At 60.5% G+C, this 20,803-nt stretch carries 19 protein-coding genes; 13 read left to right on the top strand and 6 right to left on the bottom strand.

Features of this window, described 5'->3' with window-relative positions; all coding sequences use genetic code 11:
- The first annotated feature begins 28 nt into the window (after nt 1-28).
- The 11 genes from ccoN to ACI2KB_RS07670 all read left to right on the top strand — a co-directional run bounded on the left by ccoN (nt 29) and on the right by ACI2KB_RS07670 (nt 11,027).
- Nucleotides 29-1,471, top strand: coding sequence for a cytochrome-c oxidase, cbb3-type subunit I (ccoN, locus tag ACI2KB_RS07720; RefSeq protein WP_404633069.1), 1,443 nt, complete (start codon nt 29-31; stop codon nt 1,469-1,471).
- Nucleotides 1,471-2,082, top strand: coding sequence for a cytochrome-c oxidase, cbb3-type subunit II (ccoO, locus tag ACI2KB_RS07715; RefSeq protein WP_404633067.1), 612 nt, complete (start codon nt 1,471-1,473; stop codon nt 2,080-2,082). The genes ccoN and ccoO overlap by 1 nt, the downstream gene beginning before the upstream one ends.
- 5 nt (nt 2,083-2,087) lie before the next feature.
- Entirely contained in the window at nt 2,088-2,279 is a 192-nt protein-coding gene (locus ACI2KB_RS07710; RefSeq protein ID WP_404633065.1) for a cbb3-type cytochrome oxidase subunit 3, read from the top strand.
- Nucleotides 2,276-3,256: a cytochrome-c oxidase, cbb3-type subunit III gene (gene ccoP / locus ACI2KB_RS07705; RefSeq protein WP_404633063.1), complete on the top strand. Its 981-nt coding sequence runs from the start codon at nt 2,276-2,278 to the stop codon at nt 3,254-3,256. The genes ACI2KB_RS07710 and ccoP overlap by 4 nt, the downstream gene beginning before the upstream one ends.
- 308 nt (nt 3,257-3,564) lie before the next feature.
- Nucleotides 3,565-4,977, top strand: a complete 1,413-nt coding sequence (gene ccoG, locus ACI2KB_RS07700; protein ID WP_404633061.1) for a cytochrome c oxidase accessory protein CcoG — start codon at nt 3,565-3,567, stop codon at nt 4,975-4,977.
- A 12-nt stretch (nt 4,978-4,989) separates the two neighbouring features.
- Complete coding sequence (locus tag ACI2KB_RS07695; RefSeq protein ID WP_404633059.1) at nt 4,990-5,529, top strand: FixH family protein; 540 nt, start codon at nt 4,990-4,992, stop codon at nt 5,527-5,529.
- A gap of 138 nt (nt 5,530-5,667) precedes the next feature.
- Entirely contained in the window at nt 5,668-8,130 is a 2,463-nt protein-coding gene (locus ACI2KB_RS07690; protein ID WP_404633057.1) for a heavy metal translocating P-type ATPase, read from the top strand.
- Nucleotides 8,109-8,318, top strand: a complete 210-nt coding sequence (gene ccoS, locus ACI2KB_RS07685) for a cbb3-type cytochrome oxidase assembly protein CcoS (protein WP_404633055.1) — start codon at nt 8,109-8,111, stop codon at nt 8,316-8,318. Before ACI2KB_RS07690 ends, ccoS begins: the two co-directional genes overlap by 22 nt.
- Before the next feature lie 84 nt (nt 8,319-8,402).
- The gene (locus tag ACI2KB_RS07680; protein WP_404633053.1) at nt 8,403-9,086 is read left to right on the top strand and encodes a sulfite exporter TauE/SafE family protein; all 684 of its coding nucleotides are present in this window, start codon (nt 8,403-8,405) and stop codon (nt 9,084-9,086) included.
- Nucleotides 9,087-9,204: 118 nt separating this feature from the next.
- On the top strand, nt 9,205-9,963 hold the full coding sequence (locus tag ACI2KB_RS07675) for a lysophospholipid acyltransferase family protein (RefSeq protein ID WP_404633051.1): 759 nt from the start codon (nt 9,205-9,207) through the stop codon (nt 9,961-9,963).
- Nucleotides 9,964-10,055: 92 nt separating this feature from the next.
- On the top strand, nt 10,056-11,027 hold the full coding sequence (locus ACI2KB_RS07670; RefSeq protein WP_404633049.1) for a magnesium and cobalt transport protein CorA: 972 nt from the start codon (nt 10,056-10,058) through the stop codon (nt 11,025-11,027).
- A gap of 181 nt (nt 11,028-11,208) precedes the next feature.
- Here the strand turns inward: ACI2KB_RS07670 and ACI2KB_RS07665 are convergent, their stop codons facing one another.
- From ACI2KB_RS07665 to ACI2KB_RS07655, 3 genes are all read right to left on the bottom strand, one after another.
- Nucleotides 11,209-11,931, bottom strand: a complete 723-nt coding sequence (locus ACI2KB_RS07665; protein ID WP_404633047.1) for an amidotransferase — start codon at nt 11,929-11,931, stop codon at nt 11,209-11,211.
- 162 nt (nt 11,932-12,093) lie between these two features.
- On the bottom strand, nt 12,094-14,235 hold the full coding sequence (locus tag ACI2KB_RS07660; protein ID WP_404633045.1) for a 3-hydroxyacyl-CoA dehydrogenase NAD-binding domain-containing protein: 2,142 nt from the start codon (nt 14,233-14,235) through the stop codon (nt 12,094-12,096).
- Nucleotides 14,236-14,329: 94 nt separating this feature from the next.
- On the bottom strand, nt 14,330-15,541 hold the full coding sequence (locus tag ACI2KB_RS07655; RefSeq protein ID WP_404633043.1) for an acetyl-CoA C-acetyltransferase: 1,212 nt from the start codon (nt 15,539-15,541) through the stop codon (nt 14,330-14,332).
- 633 nt (nt 15,542-16,174) lie between these two features.
- On the opposite strand from ACI2KB_RS07655, the gene ACI2KB_RS07650 reads away from it, so the two are divergent.
- Nucleotides 16,175-16,546 (top strand): rhodanese-like domain-containing protein, encoded by a 372-nt coding sequence (locus ACI2KB_RS07650; protein WP_404633041.1) that lies wholly within the window; start codon nt 16,175-16,177, stop codon nt 16,544-16,546.
- 23 nt (nt 16,547-16,569) lie between these two features.
- Nucleotides 16,570-17,367: a c-type cytochrome gene (locus ACI2KB_RS07645; RefSeq protein WP_404633552.1), complete on the top strand. Its 798-nt coding sequence runs from the start codon at nt 16,570-16,572 to the stop codon at nt 17,365-17,367.
- Between the two features lie 155 nt (nt 17,368-17,522).
- On the opposite strand, the gene ACI2KB_RS07640 is transcribed toward ACI2KB_RS07645, so the two are convergent.
- From ACI2KB_RS07640 to ACI2KB_RS07630, 3 genes are read right to left on the bottom strand one after another with little or no spacing between them, the layout of a single operon-like run.
- Nucleotides 17,523-18,350, bottom strand: coding sequence for a transglutaminase N-terminal domain-containing protein (locus ACI2KB_RS07640; protein WP_404633039.1), 828 nt, complete (start codon nt 18,348-18,350; stop codon nt 17,523-17,525).
- On the bottom strand, nt 18,347-19,306 hold the full coding sequence (locus ACI2KB_RS07635; RefSeq protein WP_404633037.1) for an alpha-E domain-containing protein: 960 nt from the start codon (nt 19,304-19,306) through the stop codon (nt 18,347-18,349). Before ACI2KB_RS07635 ends, ACI2KB_RS07640 begins: the two co-directional genes overlap by 4 nt.
- Before the next feature lie 12 nt (nt 19,307-19,318).
- Nucleotides 19,319-20,728 (bottom strand): circularly permuted type 2 ATP-grasp protein, encoded by a 1,410-nt coding sequence (locus ACI2KB_RS07630; protein ID WP_404633035.1) that lies wholly within the window; start codon nt 20,726-20,728, stop codon nt 19,319-19,321.
- Between the last annotated feature and the right edge of the window lie 75 nt (nt 20,729-20,803).

The following is a 20,803-nucleotide window of genomic DNA, read 5'->3' as shown; positions in this document are numbered from 1 at the left end:
ATAAAATTCCAAACCGTGGAACCTGATAATGAGCACAGCAATCAGTCCGACTGCTTATAACTATAAGGTGGTCCGCCAGTTCGCCATCATGACGGTGGTCTGGGGGATTCTCGGCATGGGGCTCGGCGTTTTCATCGCCTCGCAGCTCGTCTGGCCCGACCTGAATTTCGGTCTCCCGTGGACCACCTTCGGACGCCTGCGTCCCCTGCACACCAATCTTGTGATCTTCGCCTTCGGGGGCTGCGCCCTGTTCGGCACCTCCTATTACGTGGTTCAGCGCACCTGCCAGACGCGGCTTATTTCCGATGGCATGGCGGCCTTTCATTTCTGGGGCTGGCAAGCGGTGATCATCGGCGCCATCGTCACCCTGCCGATGGGCTACACCACCACCAAGGAATACGCCGAACTGGAATGGCCGATCGCGATTCTGCTGGCCATCGTCTGGATCACTTACGCGGCGGTGTTCTTCGGCACCATCGTCAAGCGCAAGACCAAGCACATCTACGTCGGCAACTGGTTCTACGGCGCCTTCATCGTGGTCACCGCGATGCTGCACATCGTCAACCACATGTCGCTGCCGGTGAGCCTGTTCAAGTCCTACTCGGCCTACTCGGGCGCCACGGACGCGATGATTCAGTGGTGGTACGGGCACAACGCCGTAGGCTTTTTCCTGACCACGGGCTTTCTTGGAATGATGTATTACTTCGTGCCGAAACAGGCCGAGCGCCCGATTTACTCTTATCGTCTTTCCATCGTGCACTTCTGGGCGCTGATCACCCTTTATATCTGGGCAGGCCCGCACCATTTGCACTACACCGCCCTGCCCGATTGGGCACAATCGCTGGGCATGGTGATGTCGATCATCCTGCTGGCGCCGAGCTGGGGCGGCATGATCAACGGCATGATGACCCTTTCCGGCGCCTGGCATAAATTGCGTACCGACCCGATTCTGCGCTTCCTGGTGGTGTCACTGGCCTTCTACGGCATGTCCACCTTCGAAGGGCCGATGATGGCGATCAAGACCGTCAACTCGCTCTCGCACTACACCGACTGGACCATCGGCCATGTTCACGCAGGTGCCTTGGGCTGGGTGGCGATGATTTCCATCGGCGCGGTGTACCACATGATCCCGCGCCTGTATGGCCGCCCACAGATGCACAGCATCGGCCTGATCAACGCGCACTTCTGGCTGGCGACCATCGGCACCGTGCTGTACATCGCCTCGATGTGGGTCAACGGCATCACCCAGGGCCTGATGTGGCGCGCGATCAACGACGACGGCACGCTCACCTACTCCTTCGTCGAAGCGCTGCAAGCCAGCCATCCGGGCTACATCGTGCGCGCCTTGGGCGGTGCTTTCTTCGCCAGCGGCATGCTGTTCATGGCCTATAACGTGTTCCGCACCGTGCGTGCCGCGAATGCTGAAGAAGCGGAAGAAGCCGCCCAGATCGCTGTCGTGGGAGCGCACTGATGATCAAGCACGAAATGCTCGAAAAGAACATCGGCCTGCTGTCGATCTTCATGGTGATTGCCGTGGCCGTGGGTGGCCTGACCCAAATCGTTCCGCTGTTCTTTCAGGATGTCACCACCCAGCCCATCGAAGGCATGAAGCCGCGTTCAGCGCTGGAAGTCGAAGGTCGTGATGTGTTCATCGCCAACGGCTGCGTGGGCTGCCATTCGCAGATGATCCGGCCGTTCCGCGCTGAAACCGAACGCTACGGCCACTATTCGGTGGCGGGCGAAAGCGTCTGGGATCACCCCTTCCTGTGGGGCTCCAAGCGTACAGGGCCGGACCTGGCTCGCGTTGGCGGCCGCTACTCCGATGACTGGCACCGCGCGCACCTGTACAACCCGCGCAACGTGGTGCCGGAGTCGATCATGCCCGCCTACCCGTTCCTGGTGGAAAACAAGCTCGACGGCAAGCTGACCGGTCGAAAACTGGAAGTCCTGCGCAGCCTTGGCGTGCCGTACACCGACGCCGATATCGCCGGGGCGGCAGACGCCGTCAAGGGCAAGACTGAAATGGACGCGCTCGTGGCCTACTTGCAGGGCCTGGGCACCCTCATCAAAAGCAAACGGTGATCGCCATGGATATCGGAATGATTCGAGGCCTGGGCACCGTCGTGGTGATGGTGGCCTTCATCGGTCTGGCGCTGTGGGTGTTCAGTCCCAAACGCAAAGCCGAATTCGACGACGCGACCCTGCTGCCCTTTGCCGATGACCCCGAGGCCATCAAGCACCTTGAGCAAGCGCACGCTTCCAGGAGCCCTGAAGAATGAGTATGTTTTGGAGCCTGTACGTCACCGTACTGTCGTTGGGCACGATCTTCTGCCTGACCTGGCTGCTGCTGGCGACCCGCAAGGGCCAGCGCGCCGACACCACCGACGAAACCGTCGGCCACTCCTTCGACGGCATAGAGGAGTACGACAACCCGCTGCCCAAGTGGTGGTTCATGCTGTTCATTGGCACCATCATCTTCGCGCTCGGTTATCTGGCGCTGTACCCCGGCCTGGGCAACTGGAGCGGTTTATTGCCAGGTTATCAGTACGCCGACAACGATAAGCAGATCGCCTTCTCCGACGGCAAGACCGGTTGGACCGGCGTGCATGAATGGGAGAAGGAGATGGCCCGTTCCGACGCGCGCTTCGGCCCGATCTTCGCCAAGTTCGCGGCGATGCCCATCGAAGACGTCGCCAAAGACCCGCAAGCCCTGAAAATGGGGGGGCGCCTGTTTGCCTCCAACTGCTCGGTCTGCCACGGCTCCGACGCCAAGGGCGCCTATGGCTTTCCTAACCTGACCGACGAAGACTGGCGCTGGGGTGGCGATCCGCAGACCATCAAAACCACCATCATGGGCGGTCGCCATGCAGTGATGCCTGCTTGGGGTGAAGTGGTCGGCGATCAGGGCGTGCGGGATGTTGCCGCCTACGTGCTGACCCAACTGGACGGCCGCAAACTGCCTGCTGACGCCAAGGCTGACCCGATTGCCGGGCAAAAGATCTTCGCCACCAACTGCGTCGCCTGCCACGGCCCTGAAGGTAAAGGTATGGCGGCTTTGGGCGCACCGAACCTGACCCACCCTGCAGCGTTCATCTATGGATCGAGTTTTGCGCAGTTGCAGCAGACCATCCGTTATGGCCGTCAGGGCCAGATGCCTGCGCAGGAAGTGACGCAAGGCAATGACAAGGTGCATTTGCTGGCGGCGTATGTGTATAGCCTTTCGCATGGTGAGAAGGCGGCGGGTGGACAACAATAGGCTGCACACAGCCATTGTGGGAGCCGCATTGGTGGCGAAAGCGGTGCGTCTGTAACGAGTGAGTTGGCGGATCCGACGCCTTCGCCACCAAGGCGGCTCCCACAAGATTGTCCCTTACCGCAACCGGATCGCAAGAATGTAGGGCGCCACCCCGGCACGTCTTGAAGGCCAGAATCAAAAGCCAGGCTGCGCGCTTACCCAAAATCACAGGGGTATGATGAGCAGCAAACAGCAAACGACCCCGCCCGGCACGCACTGACCGGGGCAATTTTCCCCCTGCCGAGGGGCGCTTTGATGAGCACACGCCGATGAGCAACCAGATTCCGGTCCACAACGTGACGCCGCCCTCGAAAGACGGCGATACCGTTGACCTCTACGCCGCTCGGGAGAAGATCTACACCCGCGCCTTCACCGGCGTGTTCCGTAATTTGCGCATTGGCGGCGGAATCGTGTTGTTTCTGCTGTATTTCGGCACCGTCTGGCTGAATTGGGGCGGGCATCAGGCGGTCTGGTGGAACCTCCCCGAGCGCAAGTTCTACATCTTCGGCGCCACGTTCTGGCCTCAGGATTTCATCCTGCTGTCGGGCATTCTGATCGTCGCGGCTTTCGGGCTGTTCTTCATCACGGTGTTCGCCGGGCGCGTGTGGTGCGGCTACACCTGCCCGCAGAGTGTCTGGACCTGGATTTTCATGTGGTGCGAAAAGGTCACCGAGGGCGACCGCAACCAGCGGATCAAACTGGACAAGGCGCCCATGAGCGCCAACAAGCTGGCCCGCAAGTCCGCCAAACACGGCCTTTGGCTGCTGATAGGTCTGGTGACAGGGCTGACCTTCGTCGGCTACTTCTCGCCCATCCGCGAACTGACCGTTGATTTCTTCACCGGCCAGGCCGATGGCTGGGCCTATTTCTGGGTCGGCTTTTTTACGCTCGCCACCTACGGCAATGCCGGCTGGCTGCGGGAACAGGTGTGCATTTACATGTGCCCTTACGCACGTTTTCAGAGCGTGATGTTCGACAAGGACACGCTGATCGTTTCCTATGACCCCCGTCGTGGCGAGAAGCGTGGCACACGGAAAAAGGATCTGGACTACAAGGCACAGGGCCTTGGCGACTGCATCGATTGCACCCTGTGCGTTCAGGTCTGCCCCACCGGCATCGACATCCGCGACGGCCTGCAAATCGAGTGCATCGGCTGCGCGGCGTGCATCGACGCCTGCGACACGATCATGGACAAGATGAACTACCCGCGCGGCCTGATCAGTTACACCACCGAACACAATCTCTCCGGGCAGGTGACGCATAAATTCCGCCCTCGCTTGATCGGCTATGCCGTGGTGTTGCTGGTGATGATCGGTGTGCTGACTACCGCGTTTTTCATGCGCTCACTGGTGGGTTTCGACGTCAGCAAGGACCGGGTGCTGTACCGCGAAAACGCCGAGGGCCGGATCGAAAACGTCTACAGCCTGAAGGTGATGAACAAGGATCAGAAAGACCACACCTATGTGCTCGACGCCACGGGCCTGCCAGACCTGAAACTGCAAGGGCGCAAAGAAATCCGCGTCGCGGCGGGCGAGATTTTTACCCTGCCGGTGGAGCTGTCGGTCGCACCCGAGCAACTGCCATCGAGCACCAATGAAATCCGCTTCATCCTCAAGGACGCCGAGAACAGCGACACCGAAGTGCAAGCCAAAAGCCGTTTCATCGGCCCACAAGTTCGTTGAGAGACGCCAGACATGACCGCAGCCACCCTCACAGCCCCTTGGTACAGACACCGCTGGCCCTGGATCATCATCGGCATTCTCGCCTGTTCGGTGACGTTGACCCTGTCGATGGTGACGATTGCCGTCAACCACCCGGACAACCTGGTCAGCGACAACTATTACGAAGCCGGCAAAGGCATCAACCGCTCGCTGGACCGCGAACTGCTGGCCCAAACCCTGAAGCTGCGCGCCACTGTGACGCTGGATGACGTGACCGGTGAGGCTGATCTGCGCCTGACCGGTGACAGCCAGCCGGAAACACTGGTCATGAACCTGATTTCACCGACACAACCGGAAAAGGACCGCAAAATCGTCCTGGCCCGCGTGCCTGTGCAACCGGGGAGGTATGTCGGGCAATTGGCGGATAAAGTGGAAGGCCGTCGTTTCGTCGAACTGCTGGGCGTGGAAAACAGCCAGACCTGGCGCTTGTTCGAAGAAGAAACGATCAGCCGCGACAAGGATCTGGTGCTGGGCGACGAGCCGATTCAGGGTGCAGCAGAGTTGAAGAAGTGAACATGGCTATCCTGATGATCGTTCCCACGCTCCGCGTGGGAATGCACCACTTGACGCTCTGCGTCTGCTGTCTGGACGCGGAGCGCCCATGGACGCATTCCCACGCGGAGCGTGGGAACGATTGGTGGAAGCCTTGACGTGAACCTGCCTGTTCCCTGCTTTCACTGCGCCTTGCCCGTCCCGCGTGGCGGGCGTTTCAGCGCTGTCGTGCTCGGCGAACCCCGCGCCTTCTGCTGCCCCGGCTGTCAGGCGGTGGCGCAGGCCATCGTCGCGGGCGGGCTGGAAAGCTATTACAGCCACCGGAGTCAAGCCTCGACCAATCCACAGACGCTGCCCACACAACTGGCCGACGAGCAGGCGCTGTACGATCGCCCTGATGTTCAGGCGCCGTTCGTGCAGCATGACGCCAGCCTCGCCGACACCACGTTGCTGATCGAAGGCATCACCTGCGCAGCCTGCGGCTGGTTGATCGAACGCCACCTGCGCACCCTGCCCGCTGTCGCTGAAGCGCGCTTGAATGTGTCGACCCATCGCCTGCACCTGCGCTGGGACGATCGTGAGTTGCCGCTGAGCCAAGTGCTCAACGAGGTGCGCAGCATCGGCTACGTCGCGCATCCCTATCAGCCGGATCAGGCCACCGAGCAACTGGCTCAGGACAACCGCCGCAGCTTGCGCCAATTGGGTGTCGCCGGGCTGCTGTGGTTTCAGGCGATGATGGCAACCATGGCCACCTGGCCGGAATTCAACATTGACCTCAGCCCAGAGATGCACACTATCCTGCGCTGGGTGGCGATGTTTCTGACAACACCCATCGTGTTTTACAGCTGCGCGCCGTTCTTCAAGGGCGCTCTGCGGGATCTGTGCACTCGCCATCTGACGATGGATGTCTCGGTTTCGCTGGCCATCGGTATGGCTTATCTGGCGGGGATCTGGACCGCGATCACCGGTATCGGCGAGCTGTATTTCGACGCGGTGGGCATGTTCGCGCTGTTTTTGCTGGCCGGGCGCTATCTGGAACGCCGCGCCCGTGAGCGAACGGCGGCCGCTACCGCGCAACTGGTCAATCTGCTGCCCCCCTCCTGCCTGCGGATCAATGACGACGGCCAGAGCGAACGCATCCTGCTCAGCGAACTGCGCCTCAATGACCGGGTGCTGGTGCAACCCGGTGCCGTGCTGCCTGCCGATGGTCGTGTGGTGTCAGGTCAATCCAGCGTCGACGAGTCGCTGCTCACCGGCGAATACCTGCCGCAACCTCGCGTCCCGGGCGATGCCGTGACTGCCGGGACCTTGAACGTCGAAAGCCCGCTTACCGTGCAAGTGCTGGCACTGGGCAGCGACACTCGTTTGTCTGCCATCGTCCGTCTGCTCGACCGCGCGCAATCGGAAAAACCGCTTGTGGCGCAGATGGCGGATCGGGCGGCCCAGTGGTTTCTGCTGATTTCACTGCTCAGCGCACTTGGCATTGGCCTGCTGTGGTGGCAACTGGATCCGCAGCGGGCGTTCTGGATCGTGTTGGCCATGCTGGTCGCCACCTGCCCCTGCGCGCTGTCACTGGCTACGCCCACCGCCTTGACGACCGCGACCGGCACACTGCACGGCCTCGGCCTGTTGCTGACCCGAGGGCATGTGCTCGAAGGGCTGAATCAGATCGATACCGTGATCGTCGACAAGACCGGGACCCTGACAGAAGGCCGTTTGACGCTCAAGGCCGTTCACCGCTTGGGCCGTTTGACCAGCGACGATTGCCTGAACCTGGCCGCTGCGCTGGAAAGCCACTCCGAACACCCGATTGCCCGCGCGTTCGGGGTGTCGGCGTTGAACGTCGAGCAGGTCATCAATGAGCCGGGTTTGGGGCTGGAAGGCCTTATCGATGCGCGGCGGGTACGGATTGGCGACCCCGTGTTCGTCGCTTCACTCAGCCATGGTTCACCACCGAAGGCGCCCGACGAACCGGGGCAATGGCTGCTGTTGGGGGATGATCAGGAAGTCCTCGCGTGGCTGGTGCTGGACGACCGTGTACGCAACGACGCAGCGGCGCTGATCAATGCGTGCAAGGCCCTTGGCTGGAAAACTCTGCTGTTGTCGGGGGACAGCTCACCGATGGTCGCCAGCATCGCCGCCCAACTGAAGATCGAGGAAGCCCGAGGCAGCCTGCGTCCGGACGACAAGCTGCAGATTCTCCACCAGCTCAGATCAGAGGGCCGCAAGGTGTTGATGATCGGCGACGGGGTGAACGATGTCCCCGTAATGGCCGCCGCAGACATCGCCGTGGCCATGGGTTCGGCCACCGATCTGGCCAAGACCAGTGCCGATGCGGTGTTACTGTCCAACCGCTTGCAGGCGCTGGTTCAAGCGTTTGCCATTGCCCGACGCACACGCCGTATCATCATCCAGAACCTGCTTTGGGCCGGGCTGTACAATGGCGTCATGTTGCCCTTCGCCGCGCTGGGCTGGATCACGCCCCTGTGGGCGGCGGCGGGCATGTCGCTCAGTTCGCTGGTCGTGGTGCTCAACGCCCTGCGCCTGATGCGTGCTCCGAGCACTGAAATATTGCCTGATCCATCGACCCCGGAGGCCCGATGCCTGCGCTCTACATCATGATCCCGGTGGCGCTGTTGATCGTCGCGGTGGCGATCTACGTGTTTTTCTGGGCTGTGGACAGCGGCCAGTACGACGACATGGACGGCCCGGCGCACAGCATTCTGTTTGATGATCAGGACCCCGGTCATAAGGCGGGTGTGGATGAGGCGTCAGGAAAAGAAGTTCCAAGTGAGAAGAAGATCGGGTGAATTGTTCAGAAGTTGCGGTGCATCTAACGACGCTTGCCCGCGATGGCGTCACAGCAGACAACATTTATTTCAATGACTGCCCCCATGCCTGACCTCCTCCCCCAACTCCTCTGCGCCCTCATTCTCGGCCTGCTCGGCGGCGGGCACTGCCTGGGCATGTGCGGCGGGTTGATGGGCGCGTTGACCCTGGCCATTCCCAAGGAACAACGCAGCCGACGCTATCGCCTGCTATTGGCCTACAACCTTGGGCGCATTTTCAGCTACGCCTGTGCTGGTTTACTTATCGGTCTGGCAGGCTGGGCGGTCGCCAACAGCCCCGCTGCAATGGCGTTGCGGGTGATCGCCGCTTTACTGCTGATCTGCATGGGCTTGTACCTGGCCGGTTGGTGGAGCGGGCTGACGCGCATCGAAGGTCTGGGTCGCTGGTTGTGGCGTTACATCCAGCCACTGGCCAACCGCATGCTGCCCGTGTCGAGCCTGCCCCGCGCCTTGTTACTCGGCGCATTGTGGGGTTGGTTGCCGTGCGGGCTGGTGTACAGCACCTTGCTGTGGTCGGCCAGTCAGGGGAGTGCTGTTCACAGTGCGTTGCTGATGCTGGCGTTTGGTGTCGGCACCTGGCCGGTCCTGCTCGCGACCGGTCTGGCCGCTGAACGCACGACCGCCCTGCTCCGGCGACGAGGCGTGAGGGTCGCAGGCGGGGTGCTGGTGATGCTGTTCGGCATCTGGACGCTACCTGGGCCGCATCAGCATTGGCTGATGGGGCATTAAATCGTCCTACCGCTTCGAAACATCTCTTAAAACTCGCGATCACCACCGGTCTGTATGGCAATTGCCGATTCAAGTGCACATCCGTACACTGCGCAACCTTTTGTTACCGGTGGTCCCCATGCTGTTCGTCCTGCGTATGTCGCTGATGGCGGTGCACTTCATCCTTGCAGGTGCCCTGGGCTTGGCGCTTGGCATCTGCCGTCCGTTCAACCCCGACAACAGCCGCCTGTGCGCGCGCCTTTATGCGTTGCCTGCGATGTGGATTCTGCGCCTGCGCCTGAAAGCCGAGATGGGTGCGCAGTTCGACCGCTCCCGCCCATGCGTGATCGTCGCCAACCACCAGTCCAACTATGACCTGTTCGTGCTCGGCAACATCGTGCCGCCACGCACAGTCTGCATCGGCAAGAAAAGCCTCAAGTGGGTGCCGTTATTCGGCCAATTGTTCTGGCTGGCAGGCAACGTGCTGATCGACCGTGGCAACCCGCTGCGCGCGCGTCTTTCGATCCGCCAGACCACCGAAACCCTGCAACACAAGGACACCTCGATCTGGGTCTTCCCGGAGGGTACGCGCAATCAGGGCAAGGGCCTGCTGCCGTTCAAGCGCGGCGCCTTCCAGATGGCAGTCGATGCGGGCGTGCCGATCGTCCCCGTCTGCGTCAGCACGTATGTGCGTGACATGCAATTGAACCAGTGGGACAGCGGCCAGGTGATGATTCGCGCCTTGCCCGCCCTCTCCACTGTCGGCCTGACCAGCGATGACATTCCCGAGTTGATCGCTCGCTGCCACAGCCAGATGCAGACGTGCATCGAGCAGATGGACCGGCAATTGCGTGCACCTGAAAGCGAAGACCAAACCGCCGCTGAACGAATGGCATAAAACCCTCGAACTCGTTGAAATCCGCTGACTCTGATGGGGAACGTAGCGCTAAGCTGCAGAGACGTTCCACCTAAAAGAAGAAGCGAACCATCATGGGCCGAGTTGTCGCTGCTGCCGTTTACAGTGCCGGAAAGAAAGTCACCAACATCACCCTCGACGAAGGGGCTGCCTGGGCTGCCAAGCCCGGGCATTTCGTCTGGATAGGCCTGGAGCAACCCAACGCGCAGGAACTGGCCTCCCTGCAAAAGCAGTTCTGTCTGCACGAACTGGCCATTGAAGATGCGCTGGAGGTGCACAGTCGTCCGAAGCTGGAAACCTTTGGCGATGCGTTGTTCATCGTCACCTACGCGCCAATCCGAGAGAACGGCAAGCTGATCTTCATCGAGACGCACATCTTCGCTGGCAAGGGCTACATCATTACCTCGCGCAACGGCGATTCGAAATCTTACGGGTTAGTGCGCCAACGTTGCGAAGCGCGACCACTGCTGCTGGAGCATGGCGAAGACTTCGTGCTGTACGCGCTGCTGGATTTCGTCACTGAGAACTATCAGCCGGTCACCGAGGCCATTCATTGCGAACTTGAAGAGCTGGAGCACAGCGTACTGAGTACGGAACTCAACGAGGCCGATATTCATCGCATCCACGCGCTGCGCCGCGATCTGCTGCGACTGCGACGCTATGTGGCGCCGATGGTGGAGATAGGCGAAGAGTTGCAGAAGCTGAGCTTCCCCTTCATCGACAAGAACATGCGCCCCTATTTCCGCGATGTAGAGATCCACGTAAAGCGGCAGATGGAAGACTTGGCCAACCTGAGGGACATCGCCAGCCAGACCATCGAAATCGGCCTGCTGCTGGAGTCTTCACGTCAAAGCCTGACCCAACGCAAATTCGCGGCATGGGCGGCGATTCTGGCGTTTCCCACGGCGATTGCCGGGATTTACGGGATGAACTTCCAGAACATGCCGGAACTGAGCTGGCACTACGGTTATTTCATCGTGTTGGGGGTAATTCTGGGCGGGTGCGGGATCTTGTTCGCGAGCTTCAAGCGGTCGGGGTGGTTGTAGCAATAGCCAATTCACCGCACAGGAATCTGACACTCTGCAATTCCCTGTGGCAGCCGGCTTGCTGGCGAATACGGCGTATCAGTCAACATTCAAGGGACTGAACGGACGCTTTCGCCACCAACGCGGCTCCCACAGGAGAAATGCATTTGCGCTCAAGAATGCTTTCAATCAGTCAATGACATCAGGCAGTGGCTGGCTTATTCGCCACAAACCGCATCATCCACTCCGCTACCGTCGTGCCGTGGTGCTCTTCTGCAAGGCTGGCAATACCCTTGCTGTACACCTGCTCACCCAAGGCTTCCTGTCGAATGTCGAGCAACGTGCGCGAGTAGTCGTGGATGAACTCGGGATGGCCCTGGAAACACAGCACCTGATCATTGATGTGGTACGCCGCGAACTGGCAGAAATCGCTGGAAGCAATGACCGTCGCGCCTTCCGGCAGTGCGGTGACCTGATCCTGGTGACTGATCAACAGCGTCAGCTTGTCCATCGCCGGGGTCATCCACGGCTGGGCCGGGGCCAGGTCGTAGTGATGAATACCGACACCCCAGCCCTGGGTCGCGCGTTCAGTCTTGCCGCCCAGCAGCAGGGCCAGCAACTGATGGCCGAAGCACACGCCCAACAGCTTGTCGCCGCGTTTGTAGCGCTCCAGCAGGTAGGTTTTGAGGGTTTGAATCCACGGGTCAGAACCGAACGAATCCGCCTTGGAACCGGTGACCAGATAGGCATCGAAACGCTCGTCATCCGCCGGGTAGTTGCCTTGCATCACGTTGTAGACGACGAACTCGGCCGGGATCGGCTGGCGGGCGAACAGCGACTCGAACATGCGGCCATAGCCGGTGTATTGATCGACCAGTTCCGGGCGAAGAACGTCGGTTTCCAGAATACAGATGCGTAACGACATAAAAATACCTGAAGCGACAAGGCGAAAATGCACACGCCCAAGCCTGCCTTGAAGCCCGAATCAAGGCAAGCACCGTTTGTGTCATGGGAGTGTCATTGGCTGAACCGGCGCTGTCGGAATCCGCTACCGATAGCCCTGCGTCCTCCTGTGGGAGTGCACGCGTCAGAACACCTTGCCGTTCAGGGCTTTCTCCAGCAACAACGCCGGAGGCGCGAAACGCTCGCCATATTGCTCGGCAAGATGCTGCGCGCGGGCGATGAACGCTTTGAGGCCATATTGATTGATGAATTGTAACGCCCCGCCCGTCCACGCCGGGAAGCCAATGCCGAACATCGAGCCGATGTTGGCGTCGGTGGTCGAGCACAACACGCCCTCTTCCACACAACGCACGGTCTCGATGGCCTGAATGAACAGCAGCCGGTCGCGAATGTCCTGCCCGGCAATCTGCACTTCGGGCCTCTCGAAGCGCGCTTTCAGCTCCGGCCAAAGGCGTTTGCGCGCACCGTCCGGGTAATCGTAGAAGCCGCCGCCCGCTGCCTTGCCCGCCCGTTTGCATTCATTGAGCAACACGTCGATGACCCGCGTGGCCGGATGCTCAGGGACCGTTACGCCCTGAACTTCCAGGTCGTTGCGCGCCTGCTGGCGAATATGGCTCATCAGGCTCAGCGACACTTCATCCGACACCGCCAACGGCCCGACGGGCATGCCAGCCTTGCGCGCTTCGGTCTCGATCATCGCTGCAGAAATGCCTTCGCCGAGCATGGCGATGCCTTCATTGGTGAACGTGGCGAACACCCGCGAGGTGAAGAATCCCCGGGCGTCGTTGACCACAATCGGCGTCTTGTTGATCTGCTGCACAAAGTCGAAGGCACGAGCGAGGGTCATGTCGTTGGTCCGCTCACCTCTGATGATTTCCACCAGCCGCATCTTGTCCACCGGGCTGAAGAAATGCATGCCGATGAAGCGCTCCTGCCGACTGACCGCTGTCGCCAGGCCGGTGATCGGCAAGGTCGAGGTGTTCGAGGCGATCACCGCATAAGGCACCACCACCTGTTCGGCCGCAGCGCTGACCTGCCCTTTCAGTTCGCGGTCTTCGAACACCGCTTCGATGATCAGGTCACACCCTTCCAGATCACTGTCCCGCCCTGTGGTCTTGATCCGGGCCAGAATGGCATCACGCTGCTCGGGTTTCATTCGCCCCTTGTCGACCTGCTTGGCGAGCAGCCTGACCGAGTAATCCTTGCCCTTCTGCGCGGCGGCGAGGTTGATGTCCTTGAGCACCACATCGACCCCGGCCAGCGCGGTGACGTACGCGATACCGCCGCCCATCATCCCGGCACCGAGAATGCCGACCTTGCGCATGTGATAGACCGGCGGCGCCTTGGGCCTCGCCCCTCCGGCGTTGAGTTCATTGAGCTGGAACCAGGTGCCGATCATGTTCTTGGCGATCTGGCCCGTGGTCAATTCGGTGAAATAACGGGCCTCGATTTTCTCGGCGGTGTGGAAATCCACCTGTGCGCCCTCCACGGCGGCAGCGAGGATTTTTTCCGGTGCGGGATAGCAGCCTTGGGTCTTGCTGCGCAGAATCGCCGGGGCAATCGCCAGCATTTGCGCGACTTTCGGGTGTGCAGGCGAGCCGCCGGGCATCTTAAAACCCGGCTGATCCCAGGGCTTACTCGGTGCGGGATTGGCCAGAATCCACTCACGGGCCTTGTTCAGCAGATCATCAGCGTCAGCGGCAATCTGGTCGATCAGCCCTGCCTTGAACGCCTGCTGCGCACTCAGCGCTCGGCCCTCCATCAACAACGGCAAGGCCTTTTCCAGCCCCAGCATGCGCACCAGCCGCACCGTCCCGCCACCACCAGGCAGCAAACCCAGCGTGACTTCGGGCAAACCCAGGCGCACGTGTTTCTCGTCGAGGGCGATACGCTGATGGCAGGCCAGGCACAGCTCCCAACCACCGCCCAACGCCGCGCCATTGATCGCCGCGACCACGGGTTTGCCGAAGGTTTCCAGTGCACGCAGTTGGGCCTTGAGGCCCATGGTCATCTGGTAAAACCATTCGGCTCGCGAGGGCTCGACCTTGATCAGCTCGTTCAGATCGCCACCGGAAAAGAAGGTCTTCTTGGCCGAACGAATGATCACACCGACGATGCGCTCTTTATCAGCCTGCAAGCGCACCAGCGTCTCATCCATTGCCAAGCGGTAGGTTTCATTCATGGTGTTGGCCCGCTGGCCGGGCATGTCCAGCGTCAGCGTGACGATCTGATCGGAACCGATTTCGTACTGGATGGCGTCAATCATGCGGTCGTTCTTCCTGAAGCTGTTTTATATAAACATCATGCAAAACCGCGTCTGCCCGAAGGGCGTAGGAGCGTGGCTTGCCCTTCGGGCAGACTCAATAGCCCGCGCGCTCAATGATGGTCGCAATGCCCATGCCACCGCCCACACACAACGTCGCAAGGCCATAGCGCAACTGCCGCGCCTCCAGTTCATCGAGCAAAGTGCCGAGGATGATGCAGCCTGTCGCCCCCAGCGGATGCCCCAAGGCAATCGAGCCGCCATTGACGTTGACCTTTTGCGGGTCGACGCCCATGTCCTTGATGAACTTGAGCACCACCGAGGCAAAGGCTTCGTTGACTTCGAACAGGTCGATGTCTCCGATCGTCAATCCCGCCCGGGCCAGGGCCTTGCGCGTAGCCGGCCCTGGGCCGGTGAGCATGATGGTGGGATCGGTGCTCGTCACCGCAGTGGCGACAATACGCGCCCTGGGCTGCAAGCCCAGCTCTCGACCCTTCTGTTCGGAGCCCAGCAACATCAACGCGGCGCCGTCAACGATTCCCGAGCTGTTACCGGGCGTATGAACGTGGTCGATGGACTCGACATGGCTGTACACCCGCAACGCCGTGGCGTCGTAACCCATCTGGCCGATCACCTCGAAGCTGGGCTTGAGCCTGGCCAGCCCCTCCAGCGTGGAATCGGCACGAATGAACTCATCGTGATCGAGCAGCAACAGACCGTTCTGGTCCCGCACCGGCACCAGCGAGCGCTTGAACGCGCCACTGTCTCGAGCGATGGCGGCCTTTTGTTGGGAGTTCAAAGCGAATCGGTCGACATCCTCGCGGCTAAAACCCTCAAGGGTCGCGATCAGATCGGCGCCGATGCCTTGCGGCGTGAAGTGGGTGTGCAGGTTGGTCTGCGGATCGAGTACCCAAGCCCCTCCATCACTGCCCATCGGCACGCGCGACATCGACTCCACGCCGCCGACCACGACCAAATCCTCGAAGCCGGAGCGCACCTTCATGGCCCCCAGATTCACCGCCTCAAGGCCTGATGCGCAAAAGCGATTGATCTGCACCCCCGCCACACTGATTGCCCAATCGGCCACCAACGCGGCGGTTTTGGCGATATCGGCGCCCTGATCGCCAACCGGCGTCACGCAGCCCAGCACGATGTCGTCCACCTGCGTGGTATCCAGACGGTTGCGCGATTGCAGTTCACGCAACAGCCCCGCCAACAGCTCCACCGGTTTGACGCTGTACAGCGCACCATCCGCCTTGCCCCTGCCCCGTGGCGTACGCAGCGCGTCGAAAATGAAAGCGTCGGTCATTCTGCCCCTCACTGGACTGCCATTTCTTTGTCTGCTGACACGCTAACGGTCACACAGAGATGTTCAATGATCGAAGTGCTCAGCTCACTTGACTGTGATGAAGGTTAGCTCGTTGTGGGAAGTTTCGGACTCGGACGAACGGTAGTGAGCTATCGGAAAGCGACCTTTTCACCTCAAGGTGTCTAGGACAGGAATATTGCGTGCTAGCCAATGGCCTTATCACCATTTTTCCTAACTAGATCGAATTATTCATACCAAACCGATCTAAGCAGCGTCGCACGCGGGCTCTAAGGTTAAGTCTGTAGCAGTGGCGCCATAAAAATGATGCAAACAGCGCCGCGTCACCGGTTAATTGATTGGGGGCACCTGCTCTCCGGATTTCACCTAGGCCAGCTGCCGCTTCCCTTTTCAGGGATGCAGGTGGGCTTTTGTCGCTCAGGAATAACAAAAAAAGGCATACGCCATGTTCAAGCATTCGAAAGTACGTCAGGCAGGGCTGATTGTTTTTGCCACCACACTGTTGTTGATTTTGCCGAACCTGTCCCGATTGTTCGGTTGATCTTTTTCTCTTTGGCCTTGCCACAGAGCGCATTTGTGCCACCCTTTTTCTCATCGGAAAAGAGGGATGCACACATGCGTCAGTGGCTGGCAGTTTTCGCACTGGGTTTAAGCGTGGCCGCACAGGCGGGGCCGGTCGAACAGGCCCAGGCGGTGGCGGCCATTCGGGATGGCAAACTGGCGATCGATGTGCGCAGTCAGAGCGATTACGAAGCGGGCACCATCCTCAATGCCGTGCGCGTCGATGACCGGCGCCTGGTTCCACAGATGAAGCAAGTCATGACCGACCGCAACCTGGTGCTGGTGGTCTTCAGCGCAACGGAGGCCAGGGCCAGCAAGGCGCAGGACATGCTGATAAAAGCCGGTTACACCAGTATCATCAACGGCGGCGCCTACGACGAACTGCACAACGCGCTGTACGACGTCACCGACGATCCTGCGGAGTAACCCTCATCTTGCGTTCAATTCTGATGCTGGCTGGCGTCCTGCTGGCCCTGCCCGTTCATGCTGCACAACTGACCCTCGATCTGGGCACCGCCAAAGGCACCCGCACGTGGGACACCGAGCAACTGCTCAAACATCCGCAGGCCCGGGATATCGATATTCCCCAGGACGTGTCCTATAAGCGCGCGATGCATTATCGCGCCGTGCCCTTAGCGGCGTTGCTGGAGGGGGTGACGAACGACGCCCACCTTCAGGCCATCGCCACGGACGGGTTCGCAGCAGAAATGCCCGCCGCCCCGCTGCTGCAAAAAACCGGCTCACAGGCCTGGCTGGCGATTGAAGACCCCGCGCATCCGTGGCCGGGGCTGAGCCAGGACAAACCGAGCGCCGGGCCGTTCTATCTGGTATGGACCGATCCTGCGGCCAGCAACATCAGCCCGGAACAATGGCCTTACGCGGTGGGTAAGATTCGCCTGTTGGCGTCGGTGGCCGAACGCTTCCCCGCGCTGCTGCCTGACCCGAAACTGGCGGCTGAAGACCCCGTGAACAAGGGCTTTGCGCTGTTTCAGAAGAATTGCTTCGCCTGCCATCGCCTGAATGGCGCGGGGGATTCACAACTGGGGCCGGACCTGAACATTCCCCATAACCCCACCGAGTATTTCGCCGGGGATTATCTGAAGCTGTACATCCGCAACCCGCAAAACCTGCGTCAATGGCCCCAGGCCAAGATGCCTGCGATCACGCCGGAGGTGTTATCGGATGAGGAACTGGGGCAGGTGGTGAGTTATTTGAAGCACATGGCGGGGCGTAAGGTCAGCCAATAATTCAATCGTCGACGCCAATCTCCTGTGGGAGCGAATTCATTCGCGATGCGGGCGTACATCCGACACAAATGCGTCGTATGCACTGACCTCTCGCGAATGAATTCGCTCCCACAGGTTATGATGGCAGGGCAGGCATCAACAGCGACATCCGACCTTCAAGACTGACGCTGCACCTGCATTTGCACCACCGGCTTGGCCACCGGCGCAGACGGCGACACCACCACCTTGGCATGCATCTGCTCGCAACCACCACCACGGCGCATGCCGCGCACCGGGCAGGCGTCCAGGTAATCCAGCCCCACCGCCAGCTTCAGATGACGCTCGGGGATGGCCAGTTGGTTGGTCACATCGAAGCTGTACCAGGCGTCATCGATCCAGGCCTCGGCCCACGCATGACTGGCCAGGTGGTCGCTGCTGTCGCTGTACAGATAACCCGACACATAACGCGCCGGAACGCCCAGGCTGCGCGCGCAGGCGAGAAATGCGTGGGTGTGGTCCTGACAAACGCCTGCCCCATTGGCAAACGCCTGCGCCGCGCTGGTGTCGACGGCTGTCGCACCTGGCGTGTAAACGATGTGCTGATTCAGCGCCTGCATCAGATCGATCAGTGCGTTGCGGTCGGTGTGCTTTTTCGTTTCCTTGGCCGCGAATGCACGAATGGCTTCGTCCGCTTCGGTCAGGCGAGTGAAACGCAAAAACGGCAGTGACGACTGGCTCTCATGCTCGGCTTCACGCTTCTCGTCGATTTCAACTTGCCCGCGTGCACCGATGACAATGGCCTCGTGGGGTTCATCCATGGTCAACACGTGCAGGATGTTGCCGAACGGATCGACTTGCGCTCGCACCGGCCGCGGCAATGCCAGTTGCCAACTGAGCACTTGCTGGCGCTCGCTGTCATGTGGGGTCAGACGCAAATACTGGATGCTGGCGCGGACCTGATCGTCGTAGTGATAAGTGGTCTCGTGGCTAATGGACAGTCTCATGCTGCCTCCAGATAAGAAGTGTGGATAACGTTTCCCAGTTGGGCCAGCAGCGGAATGAATTCGTTCAACCATTCATGCAGGCCTTCGTCAAGGATTTCGTCGATGCCGGTGTACCGCAGGCGGGCATCGAGTTCGGCGGCCAAGCGTTGGGCCGGACGCCCGTTGGCGCCCGGTAGAGTGGACAAAATCATGTCCAGCTCTTCAAGGCAGGCGCGCAACGAACGCGGAATATCCGCGCGCAACAACAGCAGCTCTGCCACCTGACGCGCACCTGGCGCGTCGCGGTAGACCTCGGTGTACGCCTCGAACGACGACAGCGCACGCAACAAGGCACTCCACTGGTAGTAGCCCGCCGCCGAACTGTCCGCCGCTGCGTTGGCAGACGGCCCGCGCAGTTCGAGCATTTCATAACGGGCATCGAGCATGCGCAGGGTGTTGTCAGCGCGCTCGATGAACGTGCCCAAACGAATGAAACGGAACGCATCGTTACGCATGATCGTGCCGTACGTGGCGCCACGGAACAGGTGCGAACGCTCTTTGACCCACTCGCAGAAACGGCTCATGCCGTAGCGGCTCAAGCCCTGCTCGGCGATCCCGCGAATTTCCAGGTAGGTCGAGTTGATGTTTTCCCACATGTCCGCAGTAATGCGCCCACGTACCGCGTGGGCACTGGCCCGCGCCGCCGCGAGGCAACTGAAAATGCTGCCCTGATTGGTGGCATCCAGCGCGAAGAAATGCAGCAGACGCTCGGCATGCAGATCACCGAAACGCTCGCGGTAATCGTCCAGGGTGCCGGTGATCAGCAGCGGCATGGCCAGTTCATTGAGGCCATCGCCGCGCCCGTCCTGGGGCATCAATGACAACGAGTAGCTGACGTCGAGCATCCGTGCGAGGTTTTCCGCCCGCTCCAGGTACCGCGACATCCAATATAAATCCGAGGCAGTTCTACTTAGCATTGGCAGGCTTCCTTAATCCTCGACCACCCAGGTGTCCTTGGTTCCGCCACCCTGCGACGAGTTCACCACCAGCGAGCCTTCGCGCAAGGCGACTCGGGTCAGGCCACCGGGTACAACGCGGGTTTCACGGCCAGACAACACGAATGGGCGCAGGTCGATATGTCGCGGGGCGATGCCGTTCTCGACGAAGGTCGGACAGGTCGACAGGGACAAGGTAGGTTGAGCGATGTACGCGTGGGGTTTGGCGATCAGCCGCGCCCGAAACGCTTCGATTTCCGCTGCGGTGGCGGCAGGACCGACCAACATCCCGTAACCGCCGGAACCCTGGGTTTCCTTGACCACCAGATCGCCCAGATTGGCCAGCACGTGGGACAGTTCTTCAGGCTTGCGGCATTGCCAGGTCGGCACGTTTTTCAGGATCGGCTCTTCGTCGAGGTAGAAACGGATCATGTCGGTGACGAACGGGTAGATCGATTTGTCGTCGGCGACGCCCGTGCCAATGGCGTTGGCCAGCACCACGTTGCCCGAACGATAGGCCGACAACAGGCCCGGCACGCCCAACATCGACTCAGGGTTGAACGCCAGAGGATCGAGGAAGGCGTCATCGAGGCGGCGATAAATTACGTCCACCGCTTTCGGGCCATCCGTGGTGCGCATGAACACGCGGTCGTCGCGCACGAACAGGTCGGCGCCTTCCACCAACTCAACGCCCATCTCCCGCGCCAGGAAGGCGTGTTCGAAGAACGCGCTGTTGAAACGCCCCGGTGTCAGCACCACCACACTGGGGTTATCCAGCGGGCTTGAGCTTTTCAGGGTGTCGAGCAACAGGTTCGGGTAGTGGTCGATAGGGGCAATGCGCTGTGCGGCGAACAGCTCCGGGAACAGGCGCATCATCATCTTGCGGTCTTCGAGCATGTAGCTCACGCCGCTGGGGGTGCGCAGGTTGTCTTCGAGAACGTAATAAGTCCCGTCGCCATCGCGCACCAGATCGACCCCTGAGATGTGGGCGTACAGATCGCGGTGCAGGTTCAGGCCCTGCATTGCCAACTGATACTGCTCGTTGGCCAGCACCTGCTCGGCAGGGATGATCCCGGCCTTGATGATGCGTTGATCGTGGTAGAGGTCGGCGAGGAACATGTTCAGCGCTTTGACCCGCTGAATGCAGCCGCGCTCGACCACACGCCACTCACTGGCGGGGATGCTGCGAGGAATCGTATCGAAGGGGATCAGACGCTCGGTCCCCTGCTCGTCACCGTACAACGTGAACGTAATCCCGGCGCGATGAAACAAAAGATCGGCCTCACGCCGACGCTGAGCCAGTAACTCAGGTGGCGCTTCGCCCAGCCAGCGGGCGAATTCCCGATAATGTGGCCGGACAGCGCCGCCCACATCGTACATCTCATCATAAAAGGTGCGGATCATGCCGTACTCCTTGTCACCATGGACCCATGGACCTTCGCAAGGCCCGTGCCAGCGGCATAAACGCTTTTAAATCAA

Origin of the sequence: Pseudomonas sp. NPDC088444 (assembly GCF_044900175.1) — a bacterium.
Classification (GTDB): Bacteria; Pseudomonadota; Gammaproteobacteria; order Pseudomonadales; family Pseudomonadaceae; genus Aquipseudomonas.
The sequence above is the reverse complement of the archived record's forward strand: the minus strand, read 5'-3'. Positions and strand labels throughout refer to the sequence as shown.

Coding starts and splice junctions, on each gene's coding strand:
- ACI2KB_RS07675 (WP_404633051.1), top strand. CDS start 9,205: ATGCTGTTCGTCCTGCGTATGTCGCTGATGGCGGTGCACTTCATCCTT.
- ACI2KB_RS07635 (WP_404633037.1), bottom strand. CDS start 19,306: ATGCTAAGTAGAACTGCCTCGGATTTATATTGGATGTCGCGGTACCTG.
- ccoN (WP_404633069.1), top strand. CDS start 29: ATGAGCACAGCAATCAGTCCGACTGCTTATAACTATAAGGTGGTCCGC.
- ccoS (WP_404633055.1), top strand. CDS start 8,109: ATGCCTGCGCTCTACATCATGATCCCGGTGGCGCTGTTGATCGTCGCG.
- ACI2KB_RS07655 (WP_404633043.1), bottom strand. CDS start 15,541: ATGACCGACGCTTTCATTTTCGACGCGCTGCGTACGCCACGGGGCAGG.
- ACI2KB_RS07660 (WP_404633045.1), bottom strand. CDS start 14,235: ATGATTGACGCCATCCAGTACGAAATCGGTTCCGATCAGATCGTCACG.
- ACI2KB_RS07630 (WP_404633035.1), bottom strand. CDS start 20,728: ATGATCCGCACCTTTTATGATGAGATGTACGATGTGGGCGGCGCTGTC.
- ccoO (WP_404633067.1), top strand. CDS start 1,471: ATGATCAAGCACGAAATGCTCGAAAAGAACATCGGCCTGCTGTCGATC.
- ACI2KB_RS07710 (WP_404633065.1), top strand. CDS start 2,088: ATGGATATCGGAATGATTCGAGGCCTGGGCACCGTCGTGGTGATGGTG.
- ACI2KB_RS07645 (WP_404633552.1), top strand. CDS start 16,570: ATGCTGGCTGGCGTCCTGCTGGCCCTGCCCGTTCATGCTGCACAACTG.
- ACI2KB_RS07665 (WP_404633047.1), bottom strand. CDS start 11,931: ATGTCGTTACGCATCTGTATTCTGGAAACCGACGTTCTTCGCCCGGAA.
- ACI2KB_RS07650 (WP_404633041.1), top strand. CDS start 16,175: ATGCGTCAGTGGCTGGCAGTTTTCGCACTGGGTTTAAGCGTGGCCGCA.
- ACI2KB_RS07695 (WP_404633059.1), top strand. CDS start 4,990: ATGACCGCAGCCACCCTCACAGCCCCTTGGTACAGACACCGCTGGCCC.
- ACI2KB_RS07640 (WP_404633039.1), bottom strand. CDS start 18,350: ATGAGACTGTCCATTAGCCACGAGACCACTTATCACTACGACGATCAG.
- ccoG (WP_404633061.1), top strand. CDS start 3,565: ATGAGCAACCAGATTCCGGTCCACAACGTGACGCCGCCCTCGAAAGAC.
- ACI2KB_RS07680 (WP_404633053.1), top strand. CDS start 8,403: ATGCCTGACCTCCTCCCCCAACTCCTCTGCGCCCTCATTCTCGGCCTG.
- ACI2KB_RS07670 (WP_404633049.1), top strand. CDS start 10,056: ATGGGCCGAGTTGTCGCTGCTGCCGTTTACAGTGCCGGAAAGAAAGTC.
- ccoP (WP_404633063.1), top strand. CDS start 2,276: ATGAGTATGTTTTGGAGCCTGTACGTCACCGTACTGTCGTTGGGCACG.